Consider the following 20943-nt stretch of genomic DNA (forward strand, 5'->3'; position numbering starts at 1 on the left):
AATTATGATACACCTATGTTATACTTTAAAAAACTAAGGAATACTTAATGCAATATGTCTGGCTCCTGTGCAAATTAAAATATTAAAATAAATCAAAAACTATATATAGGTTGATATATTATGAAAATAGCGATTCTAGGTGGTACTTTTGATCCTCCTCATTTAGGACATTTAATATTAGCTGATACAGTAATCACAAATTGCAATTATGATAAAGTAATTTTTATACCCGCTAAAATTCCTCCACATAAAAATATAAGCGGAAAAGTTTCAAATGAAGACAGACTAAATATGCTTAAACTTTCAATAGAAGATGATGAAAGATTTTTATTAGATGAATATGAACTTAATAACGATGGAGTTTCATATACTATCAATACATTAAACTATCTATATAACAATTACAATATTGAAGGAAAAATTGGTCTTATAATAGGTGCTGATTTAGTAAGAGATTTTGATAAATGGAGAGAACCTGACAAAATAGCAGAAATATCAAATATCACTGTTGTTAACAGAGAAGATGATAAAAACCTATATAAAGAACATATTGATAAATATAATATTAAAGTAATAATGGCTCCTCGTATAGATATATCATCAAGTCTTATAAGAAACAGAATAAAAGAAAATAAAGGATTCAGATACTTTGTAACAAATAAGGTGTATGAATACATAAAAGAAAAAAAATTATATTTAAATTAATTTATCATTGAAAATCAAATACAATAATACTTAATTAAATTAGTTAAAAAGGAAAATAAAATGAGATACACAAAAATAATATTAACACTATTCTTTGTTTTAATAAATAGTCTATATTCGTACGAAATGTATTTATTAAGCGGCCCTACTGGTATAGGGGGATTAAAAATGATGAAAGATTATAAAGGTATAGATATAAAAACAGTAAATGCCCCAAACAATATGCTTTCATTAATAGTAAAAGGACAAGCTGATATAGCTGCTATTCCTGCAAATATGGCTGCTATAATTTTTAATAAACAATTAGATTATAAGGCAGTGGCTGTTATATCTGAAACTAAACTTTTTATAGTATCTGCAAATGATAAAATACAGACTATAAATGATATAAAAAATAAAACTATATATTGCGGTACTAAATTGGCTGCTCCTGATTTAATGCTTCAATATTTAATATCAAAAGAAAAAATACAAAATGTTAATATTAATTATTCTTTCAGTAATCCAGATTTAGCAAAAGCAGTTGCATCAAAAAATGCTGATATAGCTATATTGCCTGAACCTTTCTTATCATCAGCAATGCTTGAAAATAAAGATGTTCATATAGTTGTGGAAATGTCTAAATATGTTGATAACTATCCTGTTGCAATACTTATTGCTAAAGGAACTTTTATAAATCATAATAAAGCATTATTACAAAATATTTTAAATGAATATAAAAAGTCTACTGAATACATTTTAAACAATAAAAATGAAATAGAAAATTTATTGGCAAATTCATCTATGATAATAAATGCCCAATCAGTAAATTATGGATTAAACAGAATGGGACTAACTTTTTATGATGGTGATAAAATGAAATTTGCTTTAAATAATTATTATAATTTTTTATTTAATTTTGATAAAAAGTTAATAGGAAACAAAATACCGTCAGATGATTTTTATTATATAGAAAAATAATTTAAATTAATTCTAATTATATATATTTAATATAATTATAGAACAAAGTTTAATTTTTATATATATTTTTATTTTACTTAGCTGTATAGTAAATTTGATGTAACATTAGAAAAAGTTGAAAGAATTAAAAATTAATATAATATATTTGTTATAAAAAATACATAAAATACAATTTAAGCGTTTTTAATATCCAAAAAAATTCGTTAAAATGAGTATTTTTATTGAAAATTTATTATTTTTACTATATTATTATTATATTATAAATAAGTATTTTTTAATTTTATAAAAGGAGAACAATATGGTTAAATTCTCAGATTTAGGCCTTGTTAATAGTAGAGACCTTTTTAAAAAAGCTATTACTGGTGGTTATGCTATCCCAGCATTTAACTTTAATAATATGGAACAATTACAAGCTATAGTTCAAGCTTGTGTAGAAACTAAAAGCCCTGTTATCATTCAAGTTTCTTCTGGTGCTAGAAAGTATGCTAATCAAACTATATTAAGATATATGGCTCAAGGAGCTGTAGAATATGCTAAAGAATTAGGTGTTAATGTACCTATAGTATTACACCTTGACCATGGTGATAGTTTAGAGCTTTGCAAAAGCTGTATCGAATATGGTTTTTCTTCTGTTATGATAGACGGAAGCCATTATGATTACAACAAAAACGTTGAATTAACTAGAAGTGTAGTTGAATATGCTCATAAATATGACGTTACAGTTGAAGGTGAATTAGGAGTACTTGCTGGTGTTGAAGATGATGTTGTAGCAGAACAGCACACTTATACTCAGCCTGAAGAAGTAGAAGACTTCGTTAAAAAAACTGGAGTTGATTCTCTTGCTATTTCTATAGGTACTAGCCATGGTGCTTATAAATTTAAACCTGGTCAAAATCCTCAAATAAGATTAGACATTCTTAAAGAAATTGAGAAAAAAATTCCTGGATTCCCTATCGTATTACATGGTTCTTCTAGCGTACCTCAAGAGTATGTTAAAATGATCAATGAAAACGGCGGTAAATTAGATGACGCTATAGGTATTCCAGAAGAGCAGTTAAGAGAAGCTTCAAAAAGTGCTGTTTGTAAAATCAATATAGATAGTGACTCAAGACTTGCTATGACTGCAGCTATTAGAAAAGTATTCCATGATGATCCTAAAGAATTCGATCCTAGAAAATATTTAGGACCTGCTCGTGATGAAATGAAAAAACTTTATATACATAAAATCAATAATGTATTAGGTTCTAACAATAAAATATAATTAAAGGAGACACCGTGGGAAAACAACACAGAAAAGTAGTTAAACGTAAAAGAGCTTTAAGAAGAATCAAAAGACAAAAAGAAGCTCTAAATGCTAAAGCTAAATAATAATTAACAACAAAATTATTAAAGGGCATGAGTTTATTCTTATGCCCTTCATTTTTTAACAAAATAAAAATTTAAGAAAACAAAAGGAACAAGCAAATGAAAAAATATATATTAATGATATCTATTTTATTTTCACTATTGATATCTTGTGAAAAAGAAATTAATAAATCACCTTTGGCACTTCAAACTGATTTCGGAAGAAAAGATAATGCAGTAGCAAGTATGTATGGAGTAGCTTTAACAGTAGATAAAGATTTAAAAGTATATGATCTTACTCATGAAATACCAGCTTTCAATATATGGGAAGCAGCTTTAAGATTGGATCAAACAGCAAGATATTGGCCTGAAGGCACTGTATTTGTAAATGTTGTAGATCCAGGAGTTGGTACAGAAAGAAAATCTGTTGTAATGAAAACTACTAATAATTATTATTTTGTTACACCTGATAATGGAGCTTTAACTTTTGTTGCTGAAAGTTTAGGTGTAGCTGAAGTAAGAGAAATTGATGAAGCAGTAAATAGATTAACTAACTCTCAAGAATCATATACTTTCCACGGAAGAGATGTTTATGTTTATACTGGTGCAAGACTTGCATCTAAACAAATTACTTTTGAACAAGTAGGTAAATCATTAGGTACAAATATAACAAAGATTGATTATCAAAAAGCAAGATTTGAAAACGGTAAATTCTTCGCTAATATTCCTATACTTGATGTACAATATGGAAATGTATGGTCTTCTTTGCCTAGACAGTTAATGTTAGATAACGGCATTAAAGTTGGCGATATGGTAAATGTATCTATATATAATGAAGGCAATTTAGTATGGAATGGAGATGTTAAACTTGTTAATACTTTTGGAGATGTTCCAGAAGGCGACAATATGGCTTATTTTAATTCTGAACTTAATTTCTCTGTTGCTGTAAATATGGGTAATTTCTCTGATAAATATAAAGTTTACAGCGGTCCTAATTGGAGTATGGAAATAATCAAAAAATAAAAATTATATATAGTAATTAGTAAAACGGGCATGCTATTTATTAATAGCATGCCCTTATAAAAACAGAAATTCAAGAAAGTATCTAATTAAAATTTAGGCCCAAATCTGTATCCAACCTGCAAACCAATATCCAAATTTCCAAAAGCTTCATCTTTCAAAACATCAAGTTCCTCTAATGATTCTTTCCAGTTATATCCCCAGTCATATCCTAAATAAAATCCAATATTAATAGCCATATTTTCTTTAAAGAATATAGAATAATCAAAAGTACCTCTTATATAAGTTCTAGGTTTTGTATCTGAAGAATATTTTTGTGATAATCCTGAAACATTGTAACTTACATTAGGATTAATACCGAATTTAGCTCCAACATTAAGACCTATAGAAAATCCTTTTATATTAAATTTAGGATAAAAACCTATATAAATATCATGAGAAGTAAGTTTATAAGTTTCTTTATTATTGTTTTTTGAATAATTAAAACCTGTAAAATCATAACCTAATGAACCTAATAAACTAACTCCCATACTCTCACTTATCTGAAACATATATCCTATATCAGCTTCTACACCTATTTGAAAATTACCTCCAACTTTTGGATTGCCGGCAACTTTTACATTATTGCCAACTAATGTAATACCAGCCCCAATCGGAACATTGGCAATTATTTCAAAACCGCCAATTTTAGCATAAGAAATTTGACAAACTAATATTAATAAACTAATTATTAATAAAAGCTTATTAGATTTAAACATATCATTTCTCCTCAACATAATTAGAAGTATTATTTACACCATAATTGCTGTAAAACTTAATATACTTCTCCAATTCATTTTCACACTTAAGAGCAACGAAATCAACACGTCTATTAAAATGAATATTAGTAGTATATTTTGGCATTATATCACTATAAGGAAAAATGTGAACCCTTTTATGAGAAAAACCAGAAGAAAGTATAACATCTCTTATAACACTCGCCCTTCTTTCTGACAAATTGTAATTTATAGTGGTATTATTACTACCTATAATATCCGCATGGCCTTCAATCACTAAAATACAATTTCTATTATTACTCATAAAACTCATAACTTCGTCCATAACAAAAACATAATCTTTTATATTATAAGGCTTAGACTCCCCTAACCTGTAATATATCTCATGTCCTGTAAACTCCATAAGATAGCCTCTTTCTGTTTCAATCAAATTCATATTAGCAGTAGTATCAAATTCATAATTACAAGGATCTTTCCTTATGATTGGTCTGTTCCAAGAAAAATATATTCTTCTTTCTGGTATGAAACATGCAGTTAAAACAAAAGGAATAATCAAAAACAATAACAATTTAATATATCTCATAACATAGCCTCATTAAAACCTTATATTTATAGGTATGAAAGAAAGAGCAAATTGTTTAGTAAATATACCGTATTCAATAGCCAATGATTGATAAAATATATCAAAATGAAATCCTACTCTAACATCATAAAGTTTATATGACATTTTATCTTGAGAATCGGGTACATATAAATCATTAATTGTTATTTTATGCCCTACAATATTAGCATAACTTCCTATACCATTTACACCAACTTTAGATTCTAAATCTCCAAATATAATATCAGCTCCAAGAGAAAAATATGCAGATAAATATTGTATAACAGGAACTTTTTCCTGCATTTTAAATCCGAATACTAATTTAGGGCTTAAAGCAAAAGTTTTCCATTTAGATTCCAAAAAAGCATTGCCGTTAAATACAACACCAGTATCAGTACCGCCATTAAAACCTAAATAAAGAGGTACATAAACATTTCTATTATTGGCAGACATTTTTAAATTTCCAACATCATAATTAAAATCAAATCTTAAATCGCCGAAGAAATATTTAGTTCTAAAAAGATAAGCCTTTAATGAAGTGCCTACATTCCAACCTAAAGACTCTATTTCTACATCATTAATAACTGCCCCATAAATCTCTTTAAATCCTAAAGATATACCTCCTCTAAAAGTTAAAGCTAAAGGTATAGGTCCAAGGTTAACTTGAAAATAAGCATTTATATGAGGTATAGGAAGTATATCTAAAGATTTTGATAATGAATCATAATCATTTTGATTTGCAGGAGGATTTTTTATATAATCTATATGAAGTAAAGGAGCATCACTGTATAAATTAATTCCAAAACTTCCTATAGGTGTATGCATAGGAATAAGAAGTCCAGTATTGTTTCCTGAAGCGGCATTGAAAGCTGCTTTATTTTTTAAAGCATTAATAACTGTTGTTGCTGTACCTTGCTGCATATTTGCAACTTCTAAAAATCCTAATGTAGTACCTACTAATAATATTACAGATTCATTCGTTGTAGTGTCCAATACTTTTTCAGGATTTTGTGCTATTGTTATAAGCTCTCCAAATGTGAATGATTTTATACCATCATCAAATAATTTATTCATTTGTTCGCTTCCAGTCAAAATATCTAATGTTTCTTTAGGTATATTATTATACATTCCTGTTGAATCTATATAAGCATTAATAAAAGTACCATAATTAAGACCTGGAAGCTGGGAATATAAATTAATGCTTATAAATAACATCAAAAAAAATATTAAAAATGTCTTTTTCATAAAAAATCCCAAATCATAAATATAATAAAATTAATAAAAATATATATTAAACATTTATTTATATTATTACTAATTTAATTCAAAAGTATAATGAGTAACAGCCTCATCAGGTCGGAAATAGTCATTACCCTTATCTTTAATCATCTTAAGCATTTCTGCCATAGCTTTATAGTATAAGAAATAATAGTCATACTTTTTATAATCTTCCATAGTCTTAGAAGCCTCAAGTAAGGCATAATATTTATGTGAAAGATTTAAAGCAGTTTCATATTGAGTGTTTAATTTAAATTGTCTGTCATAATCAACTAAACGCACTATTTTATTATTGAAAGTAAATAAATCAGCTCCGCCGCTTTCCCAGCCTATAGAAGAAGCTAATTCATTATTAGGCACAACATTAACCCAGTCGGATTCCTGTGCTTTATCTGGAGGCACTGAAGATACTTGTAATTGATAATAACCAGACTTTTTGATATGCTCCTCTGTAACAGTGAAATTTGTTTCAAATCTGTCAACCGTTTCCATAATCTCTTTTATTGGCGGCATAGGATAAGTGCTGTTAAAGGTTCTATAGTATTTGCCGTTTAACTCAGTGTATGAAGGCTCGAAAGGCGTACCATCTTCAAATTCATAACCTCCAACTATACCAAATTTTCCTGTAAAAGATGTATAATATGTTAGGTTACTAGTATCTACGTTATTTTCTTTTTTCCAGTTTATACCGTCTTCTGTTGACCATATTCCGTCTTTTTTAGTAAAATATTTATCACCATTATATATCCATTGTTTTGTATTTGTAAAAGAAACATCAATATATTCCCAATTCCCAGAAACTCCCCCGTATACATATACTTTATCCAATTTATTTTCATCATATAGTATATCAAAACCATTCCTTTTTTCTGGAAATGGCAATTCATATTTTACCCAATTATTATTATCAGAAACATCTTTTGTTATATCAACTAAATAATAGTCTTTTGAATCATCACTGTAATTATTAGGTTCTTTCGGATCTCTATATCCTAGAATATGATCATCTAAAGGAGATTTCCGATATGTAATAAATAATTTACCTTTAATATAAAACAGAAAAGCACGATCAAGAGTAGCCATACCATATCTGCCCTGTATAGTAGGATTATCTGCATTAGGCTTTGGAATATTATAAGTTTTATTTTCTATATTTGCAGAGTCTGACCAATTTATAAGGCTATCTGATTCTCTTTTATAAAAATACGTAGTATGACTTACAAAACAACCAAGTTGAACATAAGGATATGATATTGACATTGAGGTAAAATTTAATTTTTCAAATGCCTTTTTATAATTATTAGCAATAAACTCTTGCTCAGCTTTTGATGGTATTAATACTCTATTCGCTTCTATTATTAATTTTTTTGAATTTAGATTGGTCCAATACTCTGCTTTTTCTAAATCGCTGCCTGATGAAAGGCTGTGTATTTTGGTTATTGTACTGCCGTCATTTTCTATTCTTAATACTGCTCCTTTGCCTGTGGGGTTAAGTGTTTTAGTTTCAGGCTTGTATTCATATTCATTAGTTGCTAAAACATACCAGTCATTTTTGAATTTGAATCTTCTTCCGTATCCGCCGAACACTGTACCGTTTGGAACTACTTCTGGTTTTACTTCGATTGGCTTCTCTTCTGGTTCTTCAGGAGGTGTCGGAACTGGTGTCGGGTCTGGGTAGTCCGGTATTTCAGGTTTATTATTGTCTATATTTGGAAATGCTGTTGGAGGCGGTATATTGTTCGGCCCTAGCAAATTAATTTTTCTGCATGACATTATCAATACTATTATTAAAATTAATAAAAGAACTAAAAAATAAAATTTCTTATTTTTGTTAATAAAATTCTTTTTCATAAAATAATCCTTAAATATTATTATATAATTTTTTTATTATTACTATCAATAAATTTTATTAAAATTTTATATTTATTAATATTATTTACATTCTTAATGATATAGAATATTTTGAATAAAATTAGGCAAATTTTTTTTGATGATTTATAATCATATAACGGATTTATATTATTGGCTTGGCTTGGCTTGGCTTGGCTTGGCTTGGCTTGGCTTGGCTTGGCTTGGCTTGGCTTGGCTTGGCTTGGAACCTAAGCATAGATTAAATTCTAAAAAGTAGCGCATATCATAATTTTATATTATAAAAAATTATTTTCAAGAATTTATTAAAATTTTATAATAAAAAAACACATATATTATATATGTTCTACATATTTTATTGTTATAATTTATCTTCTATATTCTCAATAATAAAAAATTAAATTTATTTATTATTTTTTAACATAAACAATCATAAAAATATAATTTTTTACATAATATGCCTTGACATCATATTTTTGTATAGTATAATAACAAATACTGCATGCAAATATAAAGAGGTATAAATATGACTGAATTAACAGATAAACAAAGAGATATTTTTAATTTTTTACAAAGATTCACCAATGAAAATGGATATCCTCCAACTGTTAAAGAAATTATGGTTCATTTCAATTTCGCTTCTCCTACTGCAGTTACAACACATTTAACAGCTTTGGAAAAAAAAGGATATGTAAAGAAAACTGGTAAAAGAGCCAGAGGTAGTGTGCCTATAGACACTAATAATAAAGGTAATCATAATCTGGTAAAAATACCATTACTTGCAAATGAAGTTAAAGCAGGTCTTTTAATGGATGTGGCTGATGAAACTGTTGAAGAAACTTATTCGCTTCCAAAATCTATAGCACAAGATGAAGGTAATTTCCTTATGAAAGTTACTGGAGATTCTATGATAAATGCTCATATAAAAGAAGGTGATATGGTTATAGTTCACCCTTCCAATGAAGCTGATAACGGCGATATAGTAGTTGCTAAAATTGATGACAACGGAAACGAAGAAATAACTATAAAAAGATTCTTTAGAGAAAAAGATTGTGTAAAACTTATTCCTGAAAACAATGATTATCCGCCTATAATAAAAGAAAGTGTTTCTATAGTAGGTAAAGTTGTTGGACTTATAAGGTTAAGAGTATGATACATATTCTATAAAAAAAAGAGGGTTCTTTAATAAGACCCTCTTTTTATTTTATCATTTTTAATTACTAATTATCTGTAATTTGTAAATTGCAAAGGTATTGGATAATCTTTTCCTTTAAGCATTGTTATAACAGATTGTAAATCATCTTTCTTAGCACCTGATACTCTGATTTGTTCATCTTGTATGCTTGCTTGTACTTTCAATTTCATATCTTTAATATCTTTAACTATTTGTTTAGCTAAATCCTTATCAATACCATGAACTATTTCATTGATCTCTCTAACAGCATCGCCTGCTGCTTTTTCTTTTTTCTTCTCTCTCAAGCATTTCTGATTTAATCCTCTTTTAATAAACTTTTGGAATAAAATATCTTTTACTTGATTAAGAACGAAATCTGCAGGAGCAACTACAGTTATTGTCTTCTCTCCTTTGTTTAACTCTATTTGAATATTTTGACCTTTAAAATCAAATCTATTATCTATTTCCTTAGTAGCAACATTAACACAGTCATCAATAACCTGCATATCTACTTCAGAAACTATATCGAAACTTGGATCTTTTGGCATAATTCATACTCCTTATGTCTAATATTTTTTATTATAATTTTCTTTATTATTCTTCATTACTTAATAACTTTTTATAAAGTTCTACATACTCTAAGGCTGATTTATGAAGTGAATAATCTTTATTCATAGCATTTACAATTAATTTTTCCCAAACATCTTTTTTATTATAGTATAAATCGAAAGCTAAATCCATAGAAGAAACAAAGCTCTTTATACAATAATCATCAAATGTAAAACCTGTGGCATCGTTTTCATTAGTACTATAATTTACAACTGTATCTTTAAGCCCTCCAACTGCATGTACAATAGGAATGCTTCCATACTTCATACTATATATTTGATTAAGTCCGCAAGGTTCAAATCTGCTAGGCATTAAATAAATATCAGACCCTGCCGTTAATCTATGAGCTAAAGATTCGTCAAAAGTAAACAATACCTTTATATTTTTTGCTCTATTTGCTCTGTCAATAAAATCTTCTTCAAAATCCTTAAAGAAATTATTTTTACTAAATAAGAAAATAAAATTAGCATTATAAGTTGAAAGTTCAAAAAAAGATTGATATATCAAATCAAGTCCTTTTTGCGGATCAAATCTTGAAACCATAGTAACAAGAGGATATGATTTATTTTCAAATTTAAATTCTTCATATAATGAATTTCTTATTAATTCTTTATTTTTTATGCTGCTGATATCATAATTATCTTTTATATATTTATCTGTTCTAGGATCCCAAGAATCATCATGAACACCATTAAGAACACCATACAATTTATCGGATATATCGGAAAGCAAAACATTCATTCCGCATCCGAATTCTTCTCCCTGTATCTCTTTTGCATAAGAAGGACTAACAGTTGTAACTATATCAGCAAGCACAATTCCTGCTTTTATAAAACTAACATGACCATAAAATTCTAATCTGCTATTAACAAAAAATTTCCAAGATACATTAAGAAGCGTATAAATATCAACTGAAAAATTTCCTTGATATGCTAAATTGTGAATGGTAAACATTACTTTCAAATCTTTTAATGATTCTTCATTATTAAATACTTCTTTTACATAAAGTGCTACTAAAGCTGTTTGCCAATCATGAATATGTACTATATCCAATTTGAAATCTTCTTCATCATACAAATACATTATCAATTGTACAACTGCCTTAGAAAAAACTATAAATCTTTCAGCATTATCGTCATAATCAATACCATTCTCAGAATAAAGACCATCTCTTTTAAACAATTTATCCTGCTTTACAAAATACACTGTAATATTGCTATTATCAGGATGTTTAATTTTTGCATACTCTACTTTAATAGTCTTTTTATCAATCTCAATTTTACCCTCAGCAAATACATCATCATCTGTTATAAGATTATAATTTTGTTTATATAATGGAACAACCAAAGAAGCATTGATTTTAGAAGAACCCATTTCAATAGAATCCAATGCTAAAGGCAAACTTCCTGCAATATCACCTAGCCCACCTGTTTTAGAAAATGGATAGGCTTCACTTGCTACCATAAATATATTCATAATTTACTTCCATCGATAAATGTTTTACTATACTATAGTTATATATCTTTTAGGCTTAAAAATCAAGCTATTTATTTATATAATAATGATATATAATATTTTACTATAAAATTTAAATGATAGTTTTATTATTTATAAAAAAAATTAAATGGGATAAAATTATGAAACTTTTTAAAGAACTTATAAAAGACTATAAAGTATCAAAAGAAAAACAATTAACAAAAGAATGTTTAAATATAGAAATTGATGGAATAGCATATAATTCAAAATTAATAAAAGAGAATTATTTATTTGTAGCTATAAAAGGTCTAAAAGATGATGGTCATAAATATATAGAAAGTGCCATTCAAAATAAAGCAAGTATTATAATATATGACAATGCTGCAGATAAAGATTTTATAAAAGAATTACAGAATAAATATGATAATGTATATTTTGTGGCAGTAAAAAACCCTAGAGAATGTTTAGCATATATTTCTGCAAAATTTTATGATGAACCTACTAAAAAAATAAATACAATAGGAATAACTGGAACTAACGGAAAAACAACTACAACATACTTATTAAAATCAGTATTAGAAGCAAATAAAAACAAAACTACTTTAATTGGTACTATAAAAAATATGATAGGAGATAGTGAAATTAAAACTAATTTAACAACTCCTGAATCTATTGATTTAGAAAGCATATTTGATGAATCATTAAAAGAAAATGTTTCTCATATTGTAATGGAATCATCATCTCAAGCATTAGATATGAATAGATGCGATTATATAAATTATGACACTGCAATTTTTACTAATATCACAGAAGATCATCTTGATTATCATGGAGATATGAAAACTTATTTAAAAGCTAAATTAAAATTGTTTACATTATTAAAAGAAAGCTGTAAAAAGAAAAAATTAGCAATAATAAATATAGATACTGATAACTTTAAAGAAATATCTGATTATATAACAAAATTAGATTTAAAAATGGTGACTTACGGACTTAATGAAAAAGCTGATTATTATGGAAAAATAATTTCTTTAACTTCAAAATCTACAGAATTTGAATTCTATGCCAAAGGTAAATTTATATCAAAAGTTAAACTATCAATGCTTGGACAATTTAATATATTAAATTCATTATCTGTTTTAGCTTATGCTTGTGAATATAAATTAGACATAGAAGAATCAATAAAAGCTATGAGAGAAGTGCAAGTATCTGGAAGATTTGAAATAGTAACAAAAGAAAAACACCCATTTATAGTAGCTGTTGATTATTCACATACACCTGATAGTTTGGAAAATATACTTATAGAATCGAGGAAATTGAATCCGAATAAAGTAATAGTTGTATTCGGATGCGGCGGCGACAGAGATAGAAAAAAACGACCTATTATGGCAGCCATTGCAGAAAAATACTCAAATATTTCAATACTTACTACTGATAATCAAAGAACAGAAGATATCAATCAAATAATGTCTGATATAGAAGCTGGTTTCAAAAATAATAATTACAAAAAAATAATTGATAGAAAAGAAGCTATCTTTGAAGCTATAAGAGAAGCAGGAGTAAATGATATAGTTATAATAGCTGGAAAAGGACATGAGAATTATCAAATATTCCCAGATAAAACTATACATTTTGATGACAGAGAAGTAGCAAGAGAAGCATTAAAAAAATATTATCCTGAAATATAATTTATTATTGATGCAAATAAAATGGGTAAACTTAATTTATAAGCTTACCCATTTTTATATAAAAAATATTTAATTACATTCCAAATAAACCAAGTATAGAAACTAATAAATAGTCAGTAACAAGTATTATCATAAAACTATAAACAACGCTTGTAGTAGTAGCTTTACCAACACCTTCAGCACCGCCTGAAGTTTTAAATCCATAGAAACAAGATATAAGCATAACTTCAGCACCAAATATAGTAGACTTTATCAAACTTCCTATAAAGTCCCCTAATGTTATAACGGAAATAGCACTATTAAAATAATGTACAGGATCGCTATGCAAAACGAACACTGTAACAATAGCACCTCCTAAAACCCCTATAACGTCTGCAGAAACTGTAAGCATAGGCAAAGATATAACAGCTGCCCAGAAACGAGGAACAGCAACATATTCTATTGGATTGGTGTATAAAGTTTTTAAAGCATCTAACTGTTCACTTACCTGCATAGTACCTATTTCAGCAGTAACAGAACTTCCAACCCTTCCTGCAAATATCAAAGCAAGAAGCATAGGTGATAACTCTTTTACCATGGCTTTACCAACCATAGAACCTACAAACTGAGATATACCTTTCAATACACTATCTAATACAACAGCTATTTGTAAAGACATAACCATACCAGTACAAAGTACAGTAACAGCGGCAACTACAAAAGAATCAACACCCATTCTAACCATCTGTTCTCTCAATAATTTGAAAGAAAAAGTTGATCTAAATGTATATTTAAATACTTCCAAGAATAGTGTTGCAAAATCACCTAAAGTTGCAAGAAAATAGGTTACTTTATTTTTTATTCCCTTTCTTAATTCAAACTTAACATCAAATAATTCCATAAAAAACCTCTAAACTCAAGCCCCATTATTATAAATATTTTCAAATCTAGTTTGATCAGCTATAAAATGGAGAGGCAATCCATCATGTATAGCACCATTTCTATGTTTTGCAAGTATTACTTCTACTTGATTAGTCTTTTCATCTATAACTTCATCTTCCTTTCCCTCTTTATTAGACTTTTGTCTATGCAAAAACATTACTATATCAGCATCTTGCTCTATAGAACCAGACTCCCTAAGGTCTGAAAGTCTAGGTTTATCCTGTCTTTGTTCAACCGCCCTTGATAACTGTGCTAATGCTATAACTGGAACATTAAGCTCTTTAGCTAAAGCCTTTAATCCCCTTGATATATCTGCTATTTCTTGTTCCCTAGTACCATTTCTTCTTGCTTGGGCCCCAGAATGAATCAACTGCAAATAATCAACAACAATAAGTTTTAAATCTATCTCTTTTCCTGAAGTTTTACTTTTATTAAGGAATTCATATTTCATTTGCCTAGCTATACCGCGTATTTCCATTATAGTTAATTGGCTGGAATCTTCTATTACAAGATTAGATTGTGATATACTGCTGAAAGCCTGACCAAGTTTTGCCCATTCAGATTTTTCTAAGTCACCAGATCTAATTTTAGACAGACTTATTCTAGCTTTACTTGAGATTAATCTTTCTGCAAGCTGTAATTTACTCATCTCAAGAGAAAAGAATCCTACACCAAAATTTGTAGTTTCAATATTTGTCATTACATGTTCAACTATATTAAGTGCAAAACTTGTTTTACCCACAGAAGGTCTTGCTGCTAATATGATTAAATCTGATGGCTGAAAACCATGAGTAATTTTATCAAGTCCTATAAAACCTGAAGGAACTCCTGTAACTGTACCTTTATGTTTTTTTCTACTCTCTATAGTAGTTAAAACTTCATAAAGTAAATCACGTATATGTATAAAATTATTATCTAATCTTCTTTGGGTAACTTCAAATATTTTTCTTTCTGCAAAATCAGCTATTTCTTTAGTTTCAGCATCTTTTGCCTCATAAGCGGATTTTTGAATATCTTGAGTAGCGGTTATTAAATCTCTAAGTAAAGATTTTTCTGCGATAATTTCTGCATAATATTTGGCGTTTTGATGAAAAGGCGTACCATCTATAATACGCATTAAATATGCTTCATCATTTTGAATAATTTTCTCAAACAAACCATTTTCTTTAAGATATCTTAAAGTAGTTTCTGCATTTACAGCTATACCTCTATTATACATTTCTATTATGCTTTCATAGAGCATACGATTTCTTTCACTGTAGAAATCAGTAGATTTTATTTTAGATATAGCAACAGATATGGCTTGTGAATTTTGCAGCATGGCACCCAATAGAGACTCTTCAGCCTCTATTGAGCAGGGTGTATTATTCATTAAATATTATGCCTATTAACTTGGATATTAAGTTGTTATAATTAAGCTTCTGTTGTAGTTGTTTCTGCTGCATTATTTTCTTTTACTTCTTCTGCAGCTTCTTTTTCGTCTATATTAACAACTTTAATTTTAATACTAGCATTAACACTGTGATACAATTTGATTTCTACTTCAAACTCACCAAGTTCTTTGATGTGTTTTTCCATATGAACATCACGTTTATTAATATCAATTTCTTTTTCTTTTAAAGCATCAACTATAGTTTGTTGGCTAACTGAACCGTATAATTTACCATTTTCAGCAACTTTCATAGGTATAACGATACTTATGTCAACCATTTTACCTTTTAATATTTCTGCTTCCATTTTTCTTTTAGCTCTTTTTTTCTCTAAGCTTTTTTGCATTTGAGCTAAAGTTCTTAAATTAGCAGCATTTTTGATAACTGCTATATTTCTTGGAATAAGGTAATTTCTTGCATAGCCGTCTTTAACTTTACATATATCACCTTCGTAACCTAATGATATAAAATCTTTTTTTAAGATAACTTCCATTTGTGCTCTCCTTGATTTACTATAGTAAATAAATAATATCATTAATTATACTTCACAATCTACATATTATACCATATTTATTTATAAAATCAAGTATTTAAAAATACAATCATCTTTTATACCATCATATAGTATATTGCAAAAAATTATTTTTAATGATATAATATATTAGATCATTCTAACAAAGGAGAAATTTATATGAAATATTCTATAGTTTATACAAGTAAAAGCGGAAACACTGAAAAATTAGCTTTAGCTATAAAAGAAGCTGCTAATGGAGAATGCTTACAGTGTGTAAAAGCTGATGCTGTTGATAATAATAAAGTTAATGAATCTGATTTAGTATTTGTTGGTGCTGGAAGTTATAAAGGCACTTGCGATGAAGCTGCTGGAAAATTCATGCAGACTTTAAAAAATAAAAAAGTATTTCTATTTATGACTGTTGGATACGGTGATAATCAAGAATACTATGACAAAATGCTTAATCCTGCTAAAACTTTCTTAGATTCTTCAAATACTTTAGTTGGTACTTATGCTTGCCAAGGACAATGGATAGAAGGACAAAAGAAAAATTTAGAAAATATGCTTGAAAAAGCTGCTACTGAAGATGAGAAAAAAGTTATTCAAGGTAAATTAGCTAATCATGGAAATGCTATGGGACACCCTAATGCTGATGATTTAAACAAATTAAAAGAAGCTGTTAAATCTCTATAATATTTATACGAATAAATTAAAAAAAGCCCTTATAAAATTTCTTTTATAAGGGTTTTTATTTTGCATAAAATTTTAATTTAAAATATTATATGGCTATTTATAAAAATTATGAGCCTCTGGCAAATTTATTTGACAGAGACTTATAGCGAACAATTTTTATTAGCAATAATTATATTAATTTCTAAATATTATAGAGATATTTATAAAAATTGTGAGCCTCTGACAAATTTATTTGACAGAGACTTATAGCGAACAATTTTTATTAGCAATAATAAGAAATATTAAATTCTATTCAAATCAATAGGCAATTCTAAAACTCTAACTGCATTCTCTAATGCACTTCTCATAATATCTTCTGAGCTCTCTCCCCTAGCCTCTGCAAGAACTTCTACAGTATAAGGTATAAATGAAGGTTCATTTGCTCTGCCTCTTACTTTCTGAGGTGTCAAATATGGTGCATCTGTTTCTATTGTGAACATATCTTTAGGCACATATTTTGCTGCTTCTCTTATAAAATCATTCTTCATATAAGTAGAAGAACCTGAAAAAGAAAGTATATATCCTAAATCCAAAGCATTTTTTGCATCTTCAACATTTCCGCTGAAACAATGAAATATTCCTCTTTTAGGTATATCAGCATCTTTCAAAACTTTAAAAGTATCTTTGAAAGCATCTCTGCTATGTATCAATATTGGCAAATCAACATTTTTAGCAACTTCGCATAAAGCACTGAAAAATTCACGCTGTTCATTCTTGTTGGAATCATCATGATAATAATCAAGTCCTATTTCTCCAACCGCATATATAGATTTATTTTTGTTTTTTAATGTCTTTTTATTTAAATTATTTATTTTTAATTCAAATGCTTTTAAAGTATCTTCATCATTTTCATTAGCATAATCAGGATAATATCCTATACTAAAAAATACTCCTTCAGCATCAGACAATATAAACATACGCTCATCTATATCACTAGGGTGAACGCCTATATCAACAAAATAAAATATTCCTGCTTTATTAGCTCGCTCCAAAACTTCTTCTAATTCTTTGCTTTTTTTAGATATGTATGTAAGATGACAATGACTATCTATCATTATGTTAACTCCAATTTTTATTATTCTTCTAAATTATCACCTGAAAGTATATGGAAATGTACATGGAATACGCTTTGTCCTGCACCAGCTCCGCAATTATTTATAACTCTGAAAGATTCTAAATTCTGCTCTTTGGCAACTTCTTTAATAGTTTCCAAAACTTTATTCATTAAAAATTCATCTATTTCCATTATGTTTTTTACATGAGGTTTTGGAACTACAAGTAAATGCACTTTAGCTTTTGGATTTAAATCAGGAAATACCACACAGTATTCATTTTCTTTTATAAAGTTTGAAGGTATTTCTCCTTTTATAATTTTACAAAATATACAATCTTTATCAAAATATTTATCTTCATTATAAGAATTCATAGTAATACTCCTACTAAAAAAATATTAAAATAATTTTGCCTAATAATATAAACTAAAATAAAAAATTAATCTACATATTAATAGAATTTATTTTACAAAATAATAAAAAGCCTGTTATTAATAATGATTACTAATAAGAATTAATTAATTATATTTAATAAAAAGGTATTAAAATGATAGAAAATGCATCACCAGTTTCATTGGCACTACTTGGAGGAAGTATTACATTTGCTTTTACTGCATTAGGTTCTGCACTTGTATTTTTCTTCCTATCAGAAATAAAACCAAAACTATTAGCATCTATGTACGGATTTGCTGCAGGAGTCATGACAGCTGCCAGTTTTTGGTCTCTACTTGCTCCATCAATAGAATTATCAGAGAATACTAATCTTCCAAATTGGGTAATACCTACAATAGGATTTTTATCTGGGGCAATATTCATATGGATATTGGACAAAGTGATGCCTCACATGCATATAGTAAACGGTCATGAAGAAAAAGAGGGAGCCAATGTACAACTTTCAAAAAGCATATTATTATTTTTAGCTATAACATTGCATAATATACCAGAGGGTTTAGCGGTTGGTGTAACATTCGGAGCTTTTTCTATTGGTGACAGCGGAGTAACATTTAATGCTGCATTAGCTTTAGCATTTGGTATAGGTCTTCAAAATTTTCCTGAAGGTGCTGCAGTTTCATTACCTTTAAAAACTACTGGTATGTCAAAATTAAAATCCTTCCTATTTGGTGCCGTATCTGGTATAGTAGAGCCTATTGCGGCAGTTATTGGTGCGTTAGCTGTTACTAAACTTACAGTGATCCTACCTATAGCATTATCATTTTCTGCCGGTGCTATGATTTATGTTGTAATAGAGGAACTTGTACCTGAGGCCGTAGCTGAAGAACATAATCATTTTGGTGTATTCGGTTTCATATTGGGATTCGCTATAATGATGGTTTTAGATGTGGCTTTAGGGTAATTAAATATAATTTTTTAATCATATTTTACTTTTTAAATCATCTAATATACTTAACATAGTTTTTTAATGTTTTAAATTAAGAAAAAATATTATATAATCATTGCAAGTAAATTATAAAGGTTAATAATGATTGTTTATATAATATTTTCTGTAATAGCAATAGCTATAGTATCATTGATAATAATAGCTAATCATTTTGTAAATAAACTTCTTGTAAAAACAAATAAAAAACTATTTGAAAGAAAAGAAATAAAGAATGAGGAAGATGAAGAAAAGAAATGCATAAAAGAAAAAAGGAAAATTTGGTTTGAAATCTCACAAAAAGATGTTTATACCATTTCAAGCGATAATTTAAAATTGCATGCTCATCTTATAAATAATGAAAGCAATGTATATGTTATAATAGTTCACCCTTATGAAGGAAGAGGAGCATATATGAAATACTTTGCTGAAAAATTTTATAATATGGGATTTAATATATTAGCAGTAGATTTAAGAACACATGGAGAAAGCGAAGGAAAAATATATTCACTTGGATATTTGGAAAGACTCGATGTATTGGCATGGATTAAATTTATAAATGATAATTATAATGATTCAAAAATAATTCTGTACGGAATATCTATGGGAGCAAATGCAATTATGATGAGCAGTGCAGAAGATTTACCAAATAATGTTAAGGCAATAATAGAAGATGCTGGATTTTCAAATGCTTATGAACAATTAAAAGCAAGAGTTGATTTAGCCTATAAATTTTCTTTTATTCCTATAGTAGAATTAACTTCTTTGATGGCAAAAATAAGATTAGGATTTTCATTTGATGATATTAATGTGGAGAAAGCAGTATCAAAATCAAAAACTCCAATACTATTTATACATGGAAAAAAAGATTCATTAGTTAATTGTAATATGGTTCATAAACTTTATAATGCATGTTCATCTGAAAAAGAAAAATTGATTATAGAAAACGGCGAACATATAAAAGCAGTATTATCAAATGAAAATTTGTATTGGGACACAATAAAAACTTTCATAAGTAAATATATTAAAAATTTTTAACTTTGTCAATTTTTATATTGTTCTTTTTCCAGCCGCATGCCATACCTAAAATGTACTCACTATGGTCGCAGGCGGACAGCATCAAAGAACCTTATATCCTCGATAAACTCGGATACGCTTCATGAAAGTGCAAGTTATAAAATTAGTACTAAATCATACTAAAATTGTTTTACATGTAATATAAATGATTATTTTTTGTACAATAATAAGTAATCAGCCGCACCTATAGTTAGCGTTTGATAAGATGAAACAGTACTGTGCGGGAAGGTGCCGCAGCTAGCGGTTGACAAAATATAGTTGTTTAGGTATATACTGAAAATTTTTAAGTTTGTCATTTTTTTAATATATTGTATAATAATAATATGGATTTTAATTTAACAG

At 27.9% G+C, this 20943-nt stretch carries 20 protein-coding genes; 9 read left to right on the forward strand and 11 right to left on the reverse strand.

Annotation, left to right across the window (positions count from 1 at the left end; all coding sequences use genetic code 11):
- Window positions 1-120: 120 nt before the first annotated feature.
- The 4 genes from nadD (at window position 121) to Q0K52_RS11230 (ending at window position 4032) form a co-directional block, all read left to right on the forward strand.
- Window positions 121-705, forward strand: coding sequence for a nicotinate (nicotinamide) nucleotide adenylyltransferase (gene nadD, locus Q0K52_RS11215; RefSeq protein ID WP_297299435.1), 585 nt, complete (start codon window positions 121-123; stop codon window positions 703-705).
- A 60-nt stretch (window positions 706-765) separates the two neighbouring features.
- A complete protein-coding gene (locus Q0K52_RS11220; RefSeq protein ID WP_297299437.1) occupies window positions 766-1665 on the forward strand; it encodes an ABC transporter substrate-binding protein in 900 nt (299 codons plus the stop codon).
- 298 nt (window positions 1666-1963) lie between these two features.
- Entirely contained in the window at window positions 1964-2926 is a 963-nt protein-coding gene (locus tag Q0K52_RS11225; protein WP_297299439.1) for a class II fructose-bisphosphate aldolase, read from the forward strand.
- Between the two features lie 203 nt (window positions 2927-3129).
- The gene (locus Q0K52_RS11230; protein WP_297299441.1) at window positions 3130-4032 is read left to right on the forward strand and encodes an S-adenosyl-l-methionine hydroxide adenosyltransferase family protein; all 903 of its coding nucleotides are present in this window, start codon (window positions 3130-3132) and stop codon (window positions 4030-4032) included.
- Between the two features lie 86 nt (window positions 4033-4118).
- Here the strand turns inward: Q0K52_RS11230 and Q0K52_RS11235 are convergent, their stop codons facing one another.
- The 4 genes from Q0K52_RS11235 to Q0K52_RS11250 form a co-directional block, all read right to left on the reverse strand.
- A complete protein-coding gene (locus Q0K52_RS11235) occupies window positions 4119-4787 on the reverse strand; it encodes a hypothetical protein (RefSeq protein ID WP_297299443.1) in 669 nt (222 codons plus the stop codon).
- A 1-nt stretch (window position 4788) separates the two neighbouring features.
- Complete coding sequence (locus Q0K52_RS11240) at window positions 4789-5388, reverse strand: OmpA family protein (protein ID WP_297299444.1); 600 nt, start codon at window positions 5386-5388, stop codon at window positions 4789-4791.
- Window positions 5389-5400: 12 nt separating this feature from the next.
- Complete coding sequence (locus Q0K52_RS11245; protein WP_297299446.1) at window positions 5401-6651, reverse strand: hypothetical protein; 1251 nt, start codon at window positions 6649-6651, stop codon at window positions 5401-5403.
- Between the two features lie 69 nt (window positions 6652-6720).
- Window positions 6721-8535 carry a hypothetical protein gene (locus Q0K52_RS11250; protein ID WP_297299447.1) on the reverse strand — a complete coding sequence of 605 codons (1815 nt, stop codon included), beginning with the start codon at window positions 8533-8535 and terminating at the stop codon, window positions 6721-6723.
- Between the two features lie 544 nt (window positions 8536-9079).
- Between Q0K52_RS11250 and lexA the strand changes: the two genes are divergently transcribed.
- Complete coding sequence (gene lexA / locus Q0K52_RS11255; protein ID WP_297299449.1) at window positions 9080-9706, forward strand: transcriptional repressor LexA; 627 nt, start codon at window positions 9080-9082, stop codon at window positions 9704-9706.
- A gap of 71 nt (window positions 9707-9777) precedes the next feature.
- Here the strand turns inward: lexA and Q0K52_RS11260 are convergent, their stop codons facing one another.
- Window positions 9778-10275 (reverse strand): YajQ family cyclic di-GMP-binding protein, encoded by a 498-nt coding sequence (locus tag Q0K52_RS11260; protein WP_297299450.1) that lies wholly within the window; start codon window positions 10273-10275, stop codon window positions 9778-9780.
- A 46-nt stretch (window positions 10276-10321) separates the two neighbouring features.
- The gene (locus Q0K52_RS11265; protein ID WP_297299452.1) at window positions 10322-11812 is read right to left on the reverse strand and encodes a glycogen synthase; all 1491 of its coding nucleotides are present in this window, start codon (window positions 11810-11812) and stop codon (window positions 10322-10324) included.
- 161 nt (window positions 11813-11973) lie between these two features.
- On the opposite strand from Q0K52_RS11265, the gene Q0K52_RS11270 reads away from it, so the two are divergent.
- Window positions 11974-13500, forward strand: a complete 1527-nt coding sequence (locus Q0K52_RS11270; RefSeq protein ID WP_297299454.1) for a UDP-N-acetylmuramoyl-L-alanyl-D-glutamate--2,6-diaminopimelate ligase — start codon at window positions 11974-11976, stop codon at window positions 13498-13500.
- Window positions 13501-13573: 73 nt separating this feature from the next.
- Here the strand turns inward: Q0K52_RS11270 and Q0K52_RS11275 are convergent, their stop codons facing one another.
- Genes Q0K52_RS11275 through rplI form a run of 3 tightly spaced genes read right to left on the reverse strand, consistent with a single transcriptional unit; the run spans window position 13574 to window position 16344 of the window.
- Window positions 13574-14380 (reverse strand): ABC transporter permease, encoded by an 807-nt coding sequence (locus tag Q0K52_RS11275; RefSeq protein ID WP_297299456.1) that lies wholly within the window; start codon window positions 14378-14380, stop codon window positions 13574-13576.
- Window positions 14381-14395: 15 nt separating this feature from the next.
- On the reverse strand, window positions 14396-15793 hold the full coding sequence (gene dnaB, locus Q0K52_RS11280; RefSeq protein WP_297299458.1) for a replicative DNA helicase: 1398 nt from the start codon (window positions 15791-15793) through the stop codon (window positions 14396-14398).
- A gap of 41 nt (window positions 15794-15834) precedes the next feature.
- A complete protein-coding gene (gene rplI, locus Q0K52_RS11285) occupies window positions 15835-16344 on the reverse strand; it encodes a 50S ribosomal protein L9 (RefSeq protein ID WP_297299460.1) in 510 nt (169 codons plus the stop codon).
- Between the two features lie 198 nt (window positions 16345-16542).
- Here rplI and Q0K52_RS11290 point away from each other — a divergent pair, with 198 nt between their 5' ends.
- Complete coding sequence (locus Q0K52_RS11290) at window positions 16543-17058, forward strand: flavodoxin family protein (RefSeq protein ID WP_297299462.1); 516 nt, start codon at window positions 16543-16545, stop codon at window positions 17056-17058.
- Window positions 17059-17339: 281 nt separating this feature from the next.
- Here Q0K52_RS11290 and Q0K52_RS11295 read toward each other — a convergent pair whose 3' ends face one another.
- Both Q0K52_RS11295 and Q0K52_RS11300 read right to left on the reverse strand, forming a co-directional pair.
- Complete coding sequence (locus Q0K52_RS11295) at window positions 17340-18152, reverse strand: TatD family hydrolase (protein ID WP_297299464.1); 813 nt, start codon at window positions 18150-18152, stop codon at window positions 17340-17342.
- A 20-nt stretch (window positions 18153-18172) separates the two neighbouring features.
- Window positions 18173-18523 (reverse strand): histidine triad nucleotide-binding protein, encoded by a 351-nt coding sequence (locus Q0K52_RS11300; RefSeq protein WP_297299466.1) that lies wholly within the window; start codon window positions 18521-18523, stop codon window positions 18173-18175.
- Window positions 18524-18696: 173 nt separating this feature from the next.
- Here Q0K52_RS11300 and Q0K52_RS11305 point away from each other — a divergent pair, with 173 nt between their 5' ends.
- Both Q0K52_RS11305 and Q0K52_RS11310 read left to right on the forward strand, forming a co-directional pair.
- On the forward strand, window positions 18697-19503 hold the full coding sequence (locus Q0K52_RS11305; protein ID WP_297299468.1) for a ZIP family metal transporter: 807 nt from the start codon (window positions 18697-18699) through the stop codon (window positions 19501-19503).
- 126 nt (window positions 19504-19629) lie between these two features.
- Window positions 19630-20562: an alpha/beta hydrolase gene (locus Q0K52_RS11310; RefSeq protein WP_297299473.1), complete on the forward strand. Its 933-nt coding sequence runs from the start codon at window positions 19630-19632 to the stop codon at window positions 20560-20562.
- The last annotated feature ends 381 nt before the right edge of the window (window positions 20563-20943 follow it).

This window comes from uncultured Brachyspira sp. (assembly GCF_944390845.1).
GTDB classification, from domain to species: Bacteria; Spirochaetota; Brachyspiria; order Brachyspirales; family Brachyspiraceae; genus Brachyspira; species Brachyspira pulli.

Excerpts from the sequence above, each read along its gene's own strand:
- Q0K52_RS11275 (WP_297299456.1), bottom strand. The coding sequence starts at position 14,380 with ATGGAATTATTTGATGTTAAGTTTGAATTAAGAAAGGGAATAAAAAAT.
- dnaB (WP_297299458.1), bottom strand. The coding sequence starts at position 15,793 with ATGAATAATACACCCTGCTCAATAGAGGCTGAAGAGTCTCTATTGGGT.
- Q0K52_RS11220 (WP_297299437.1), top strand. The coding sequence starts at position 766 with ATGAGATACACAAAAATAATATTAACACTATTCTTTGTTTTAATAAAT.
- Q0K52_RS11305 (WP_297299468.1), top strand. The coding sequence starts at position 18,697 with ATGATAGAAAATGCATCACCAGTTTCATTGGCACTACTTGGAGGAAGT.
- Q0K52_RS11250 (WP_297299447.1), bottom strand. The coding sequence starts at position 8,535 with ATGAAAAAGAATTTTATTAACAAAAATAAGAAATTTTATTTTTTAGTT.
- Q0K52_RS11270 (WP_297299454.1), top strand. The coding sequence starts at position 11,974 with ATGAAACTTTTTAAAGAACTTATAAAAGACTATAAAGTATCAAAAGAA.
- Q0K52_RS11265 (WP_297299452.1), bottom strand. The coding sequence starts at position 11,812 with ATGAATATATTTATGGTAGCAAGTGAAGCCTATCCATTTTCTAAAACA.
- Q0K52_RS11235 (WP_297299443.1), bottom strand. The coding sequence starts at position 4,787 with ATGTTTAAATCTAATAAGCTTTTATTAATAATTAGTTTATTAATATTA.
- lexA (WP_297299449.1), top strand. The coding sequence starts at position 9,080 with ATGACTGAATTAACAGATAAACAAAGAGATATTTTTAATTTTTTACAA.
- Q0K52_RS11230 (WP_297299441.1), top strand. The coding sequence starts at position 3,130 with ATGAAAAAATATATATTAATGATATCTATTTTATTTTCACTATTGATA.
- Q0K52_RS11310 (WP_297299473.1), top strand. The coding sequence starts at position 19,630 with ATGATTGTTTATATAATATTTTCTGTAATAGCAATAGCTATAGTATCA.
- rplI (WP_297299460.1), bottom strand. The coding sequence starts at position 16,344 with ATGGAAGTTATCTTAAAAAAAGATTTTATATCATTAGGTTACGAAGGT.
- nadD (WP_297299435.1), top strand. The coding sequence starts at position 121 with ATGAAAATAGCGATTCTAGGTGGTACTTTTGATCCTCCTCATTTAGGA.
- Q0K52_RS11295 (WP_297299464.1), bottom strand. The coding sequence starts at position 18,152 with ATGATAGATAGTCATTGTCATCTTACATACATATCTAAAAAAAGCAAA.
- Q0K52_RS11240 (WP_297299444.1), bottom strand. The coding sequence starts at position 5,388 with ATGAGATATATTAAATTGTTATTGTTTTTGATTATTCCTTTTGTTTTA.
- Q0K52_RS11300 (WP_297299466.1), bottom strand. The coding sequence starts at position 18,523 with ATGAATTCTTATAATGAAGATAAATATTTTGATAAAGATTGTATATTT.
- Q0K52_RS11290 (WP_297299462.1), top strand. The coding sequence starts at position 16,543 with ATGAAATATTCTATAGTTTATACAAGTAAAAGCGGAAACACTGAAAAA.
- Q0K52_RS11260 (WP_297299450.1), bottom strand. The coding sequence starts at position 10,275 with ATGCCAAAAGATCCAAGTTTCGATATAGTTTCTGAAGTAGATATGCAG.
- Q0K52_RS11245 (WP_297299446.1), bottom strand. The coding sequence starts at position 6,651 with ATGAAAAAGACATTTTTAATATTTTTTTTGATGTTATTTATAAGCATT.
- Q0K52_RS11225 (WP_297299439.1), top strand. The coding sequence starts at position 1,964 with ATGGTTAAATTCTCAGATTTAGGCCTTGTTAATAGTAGAGACCTTTTT.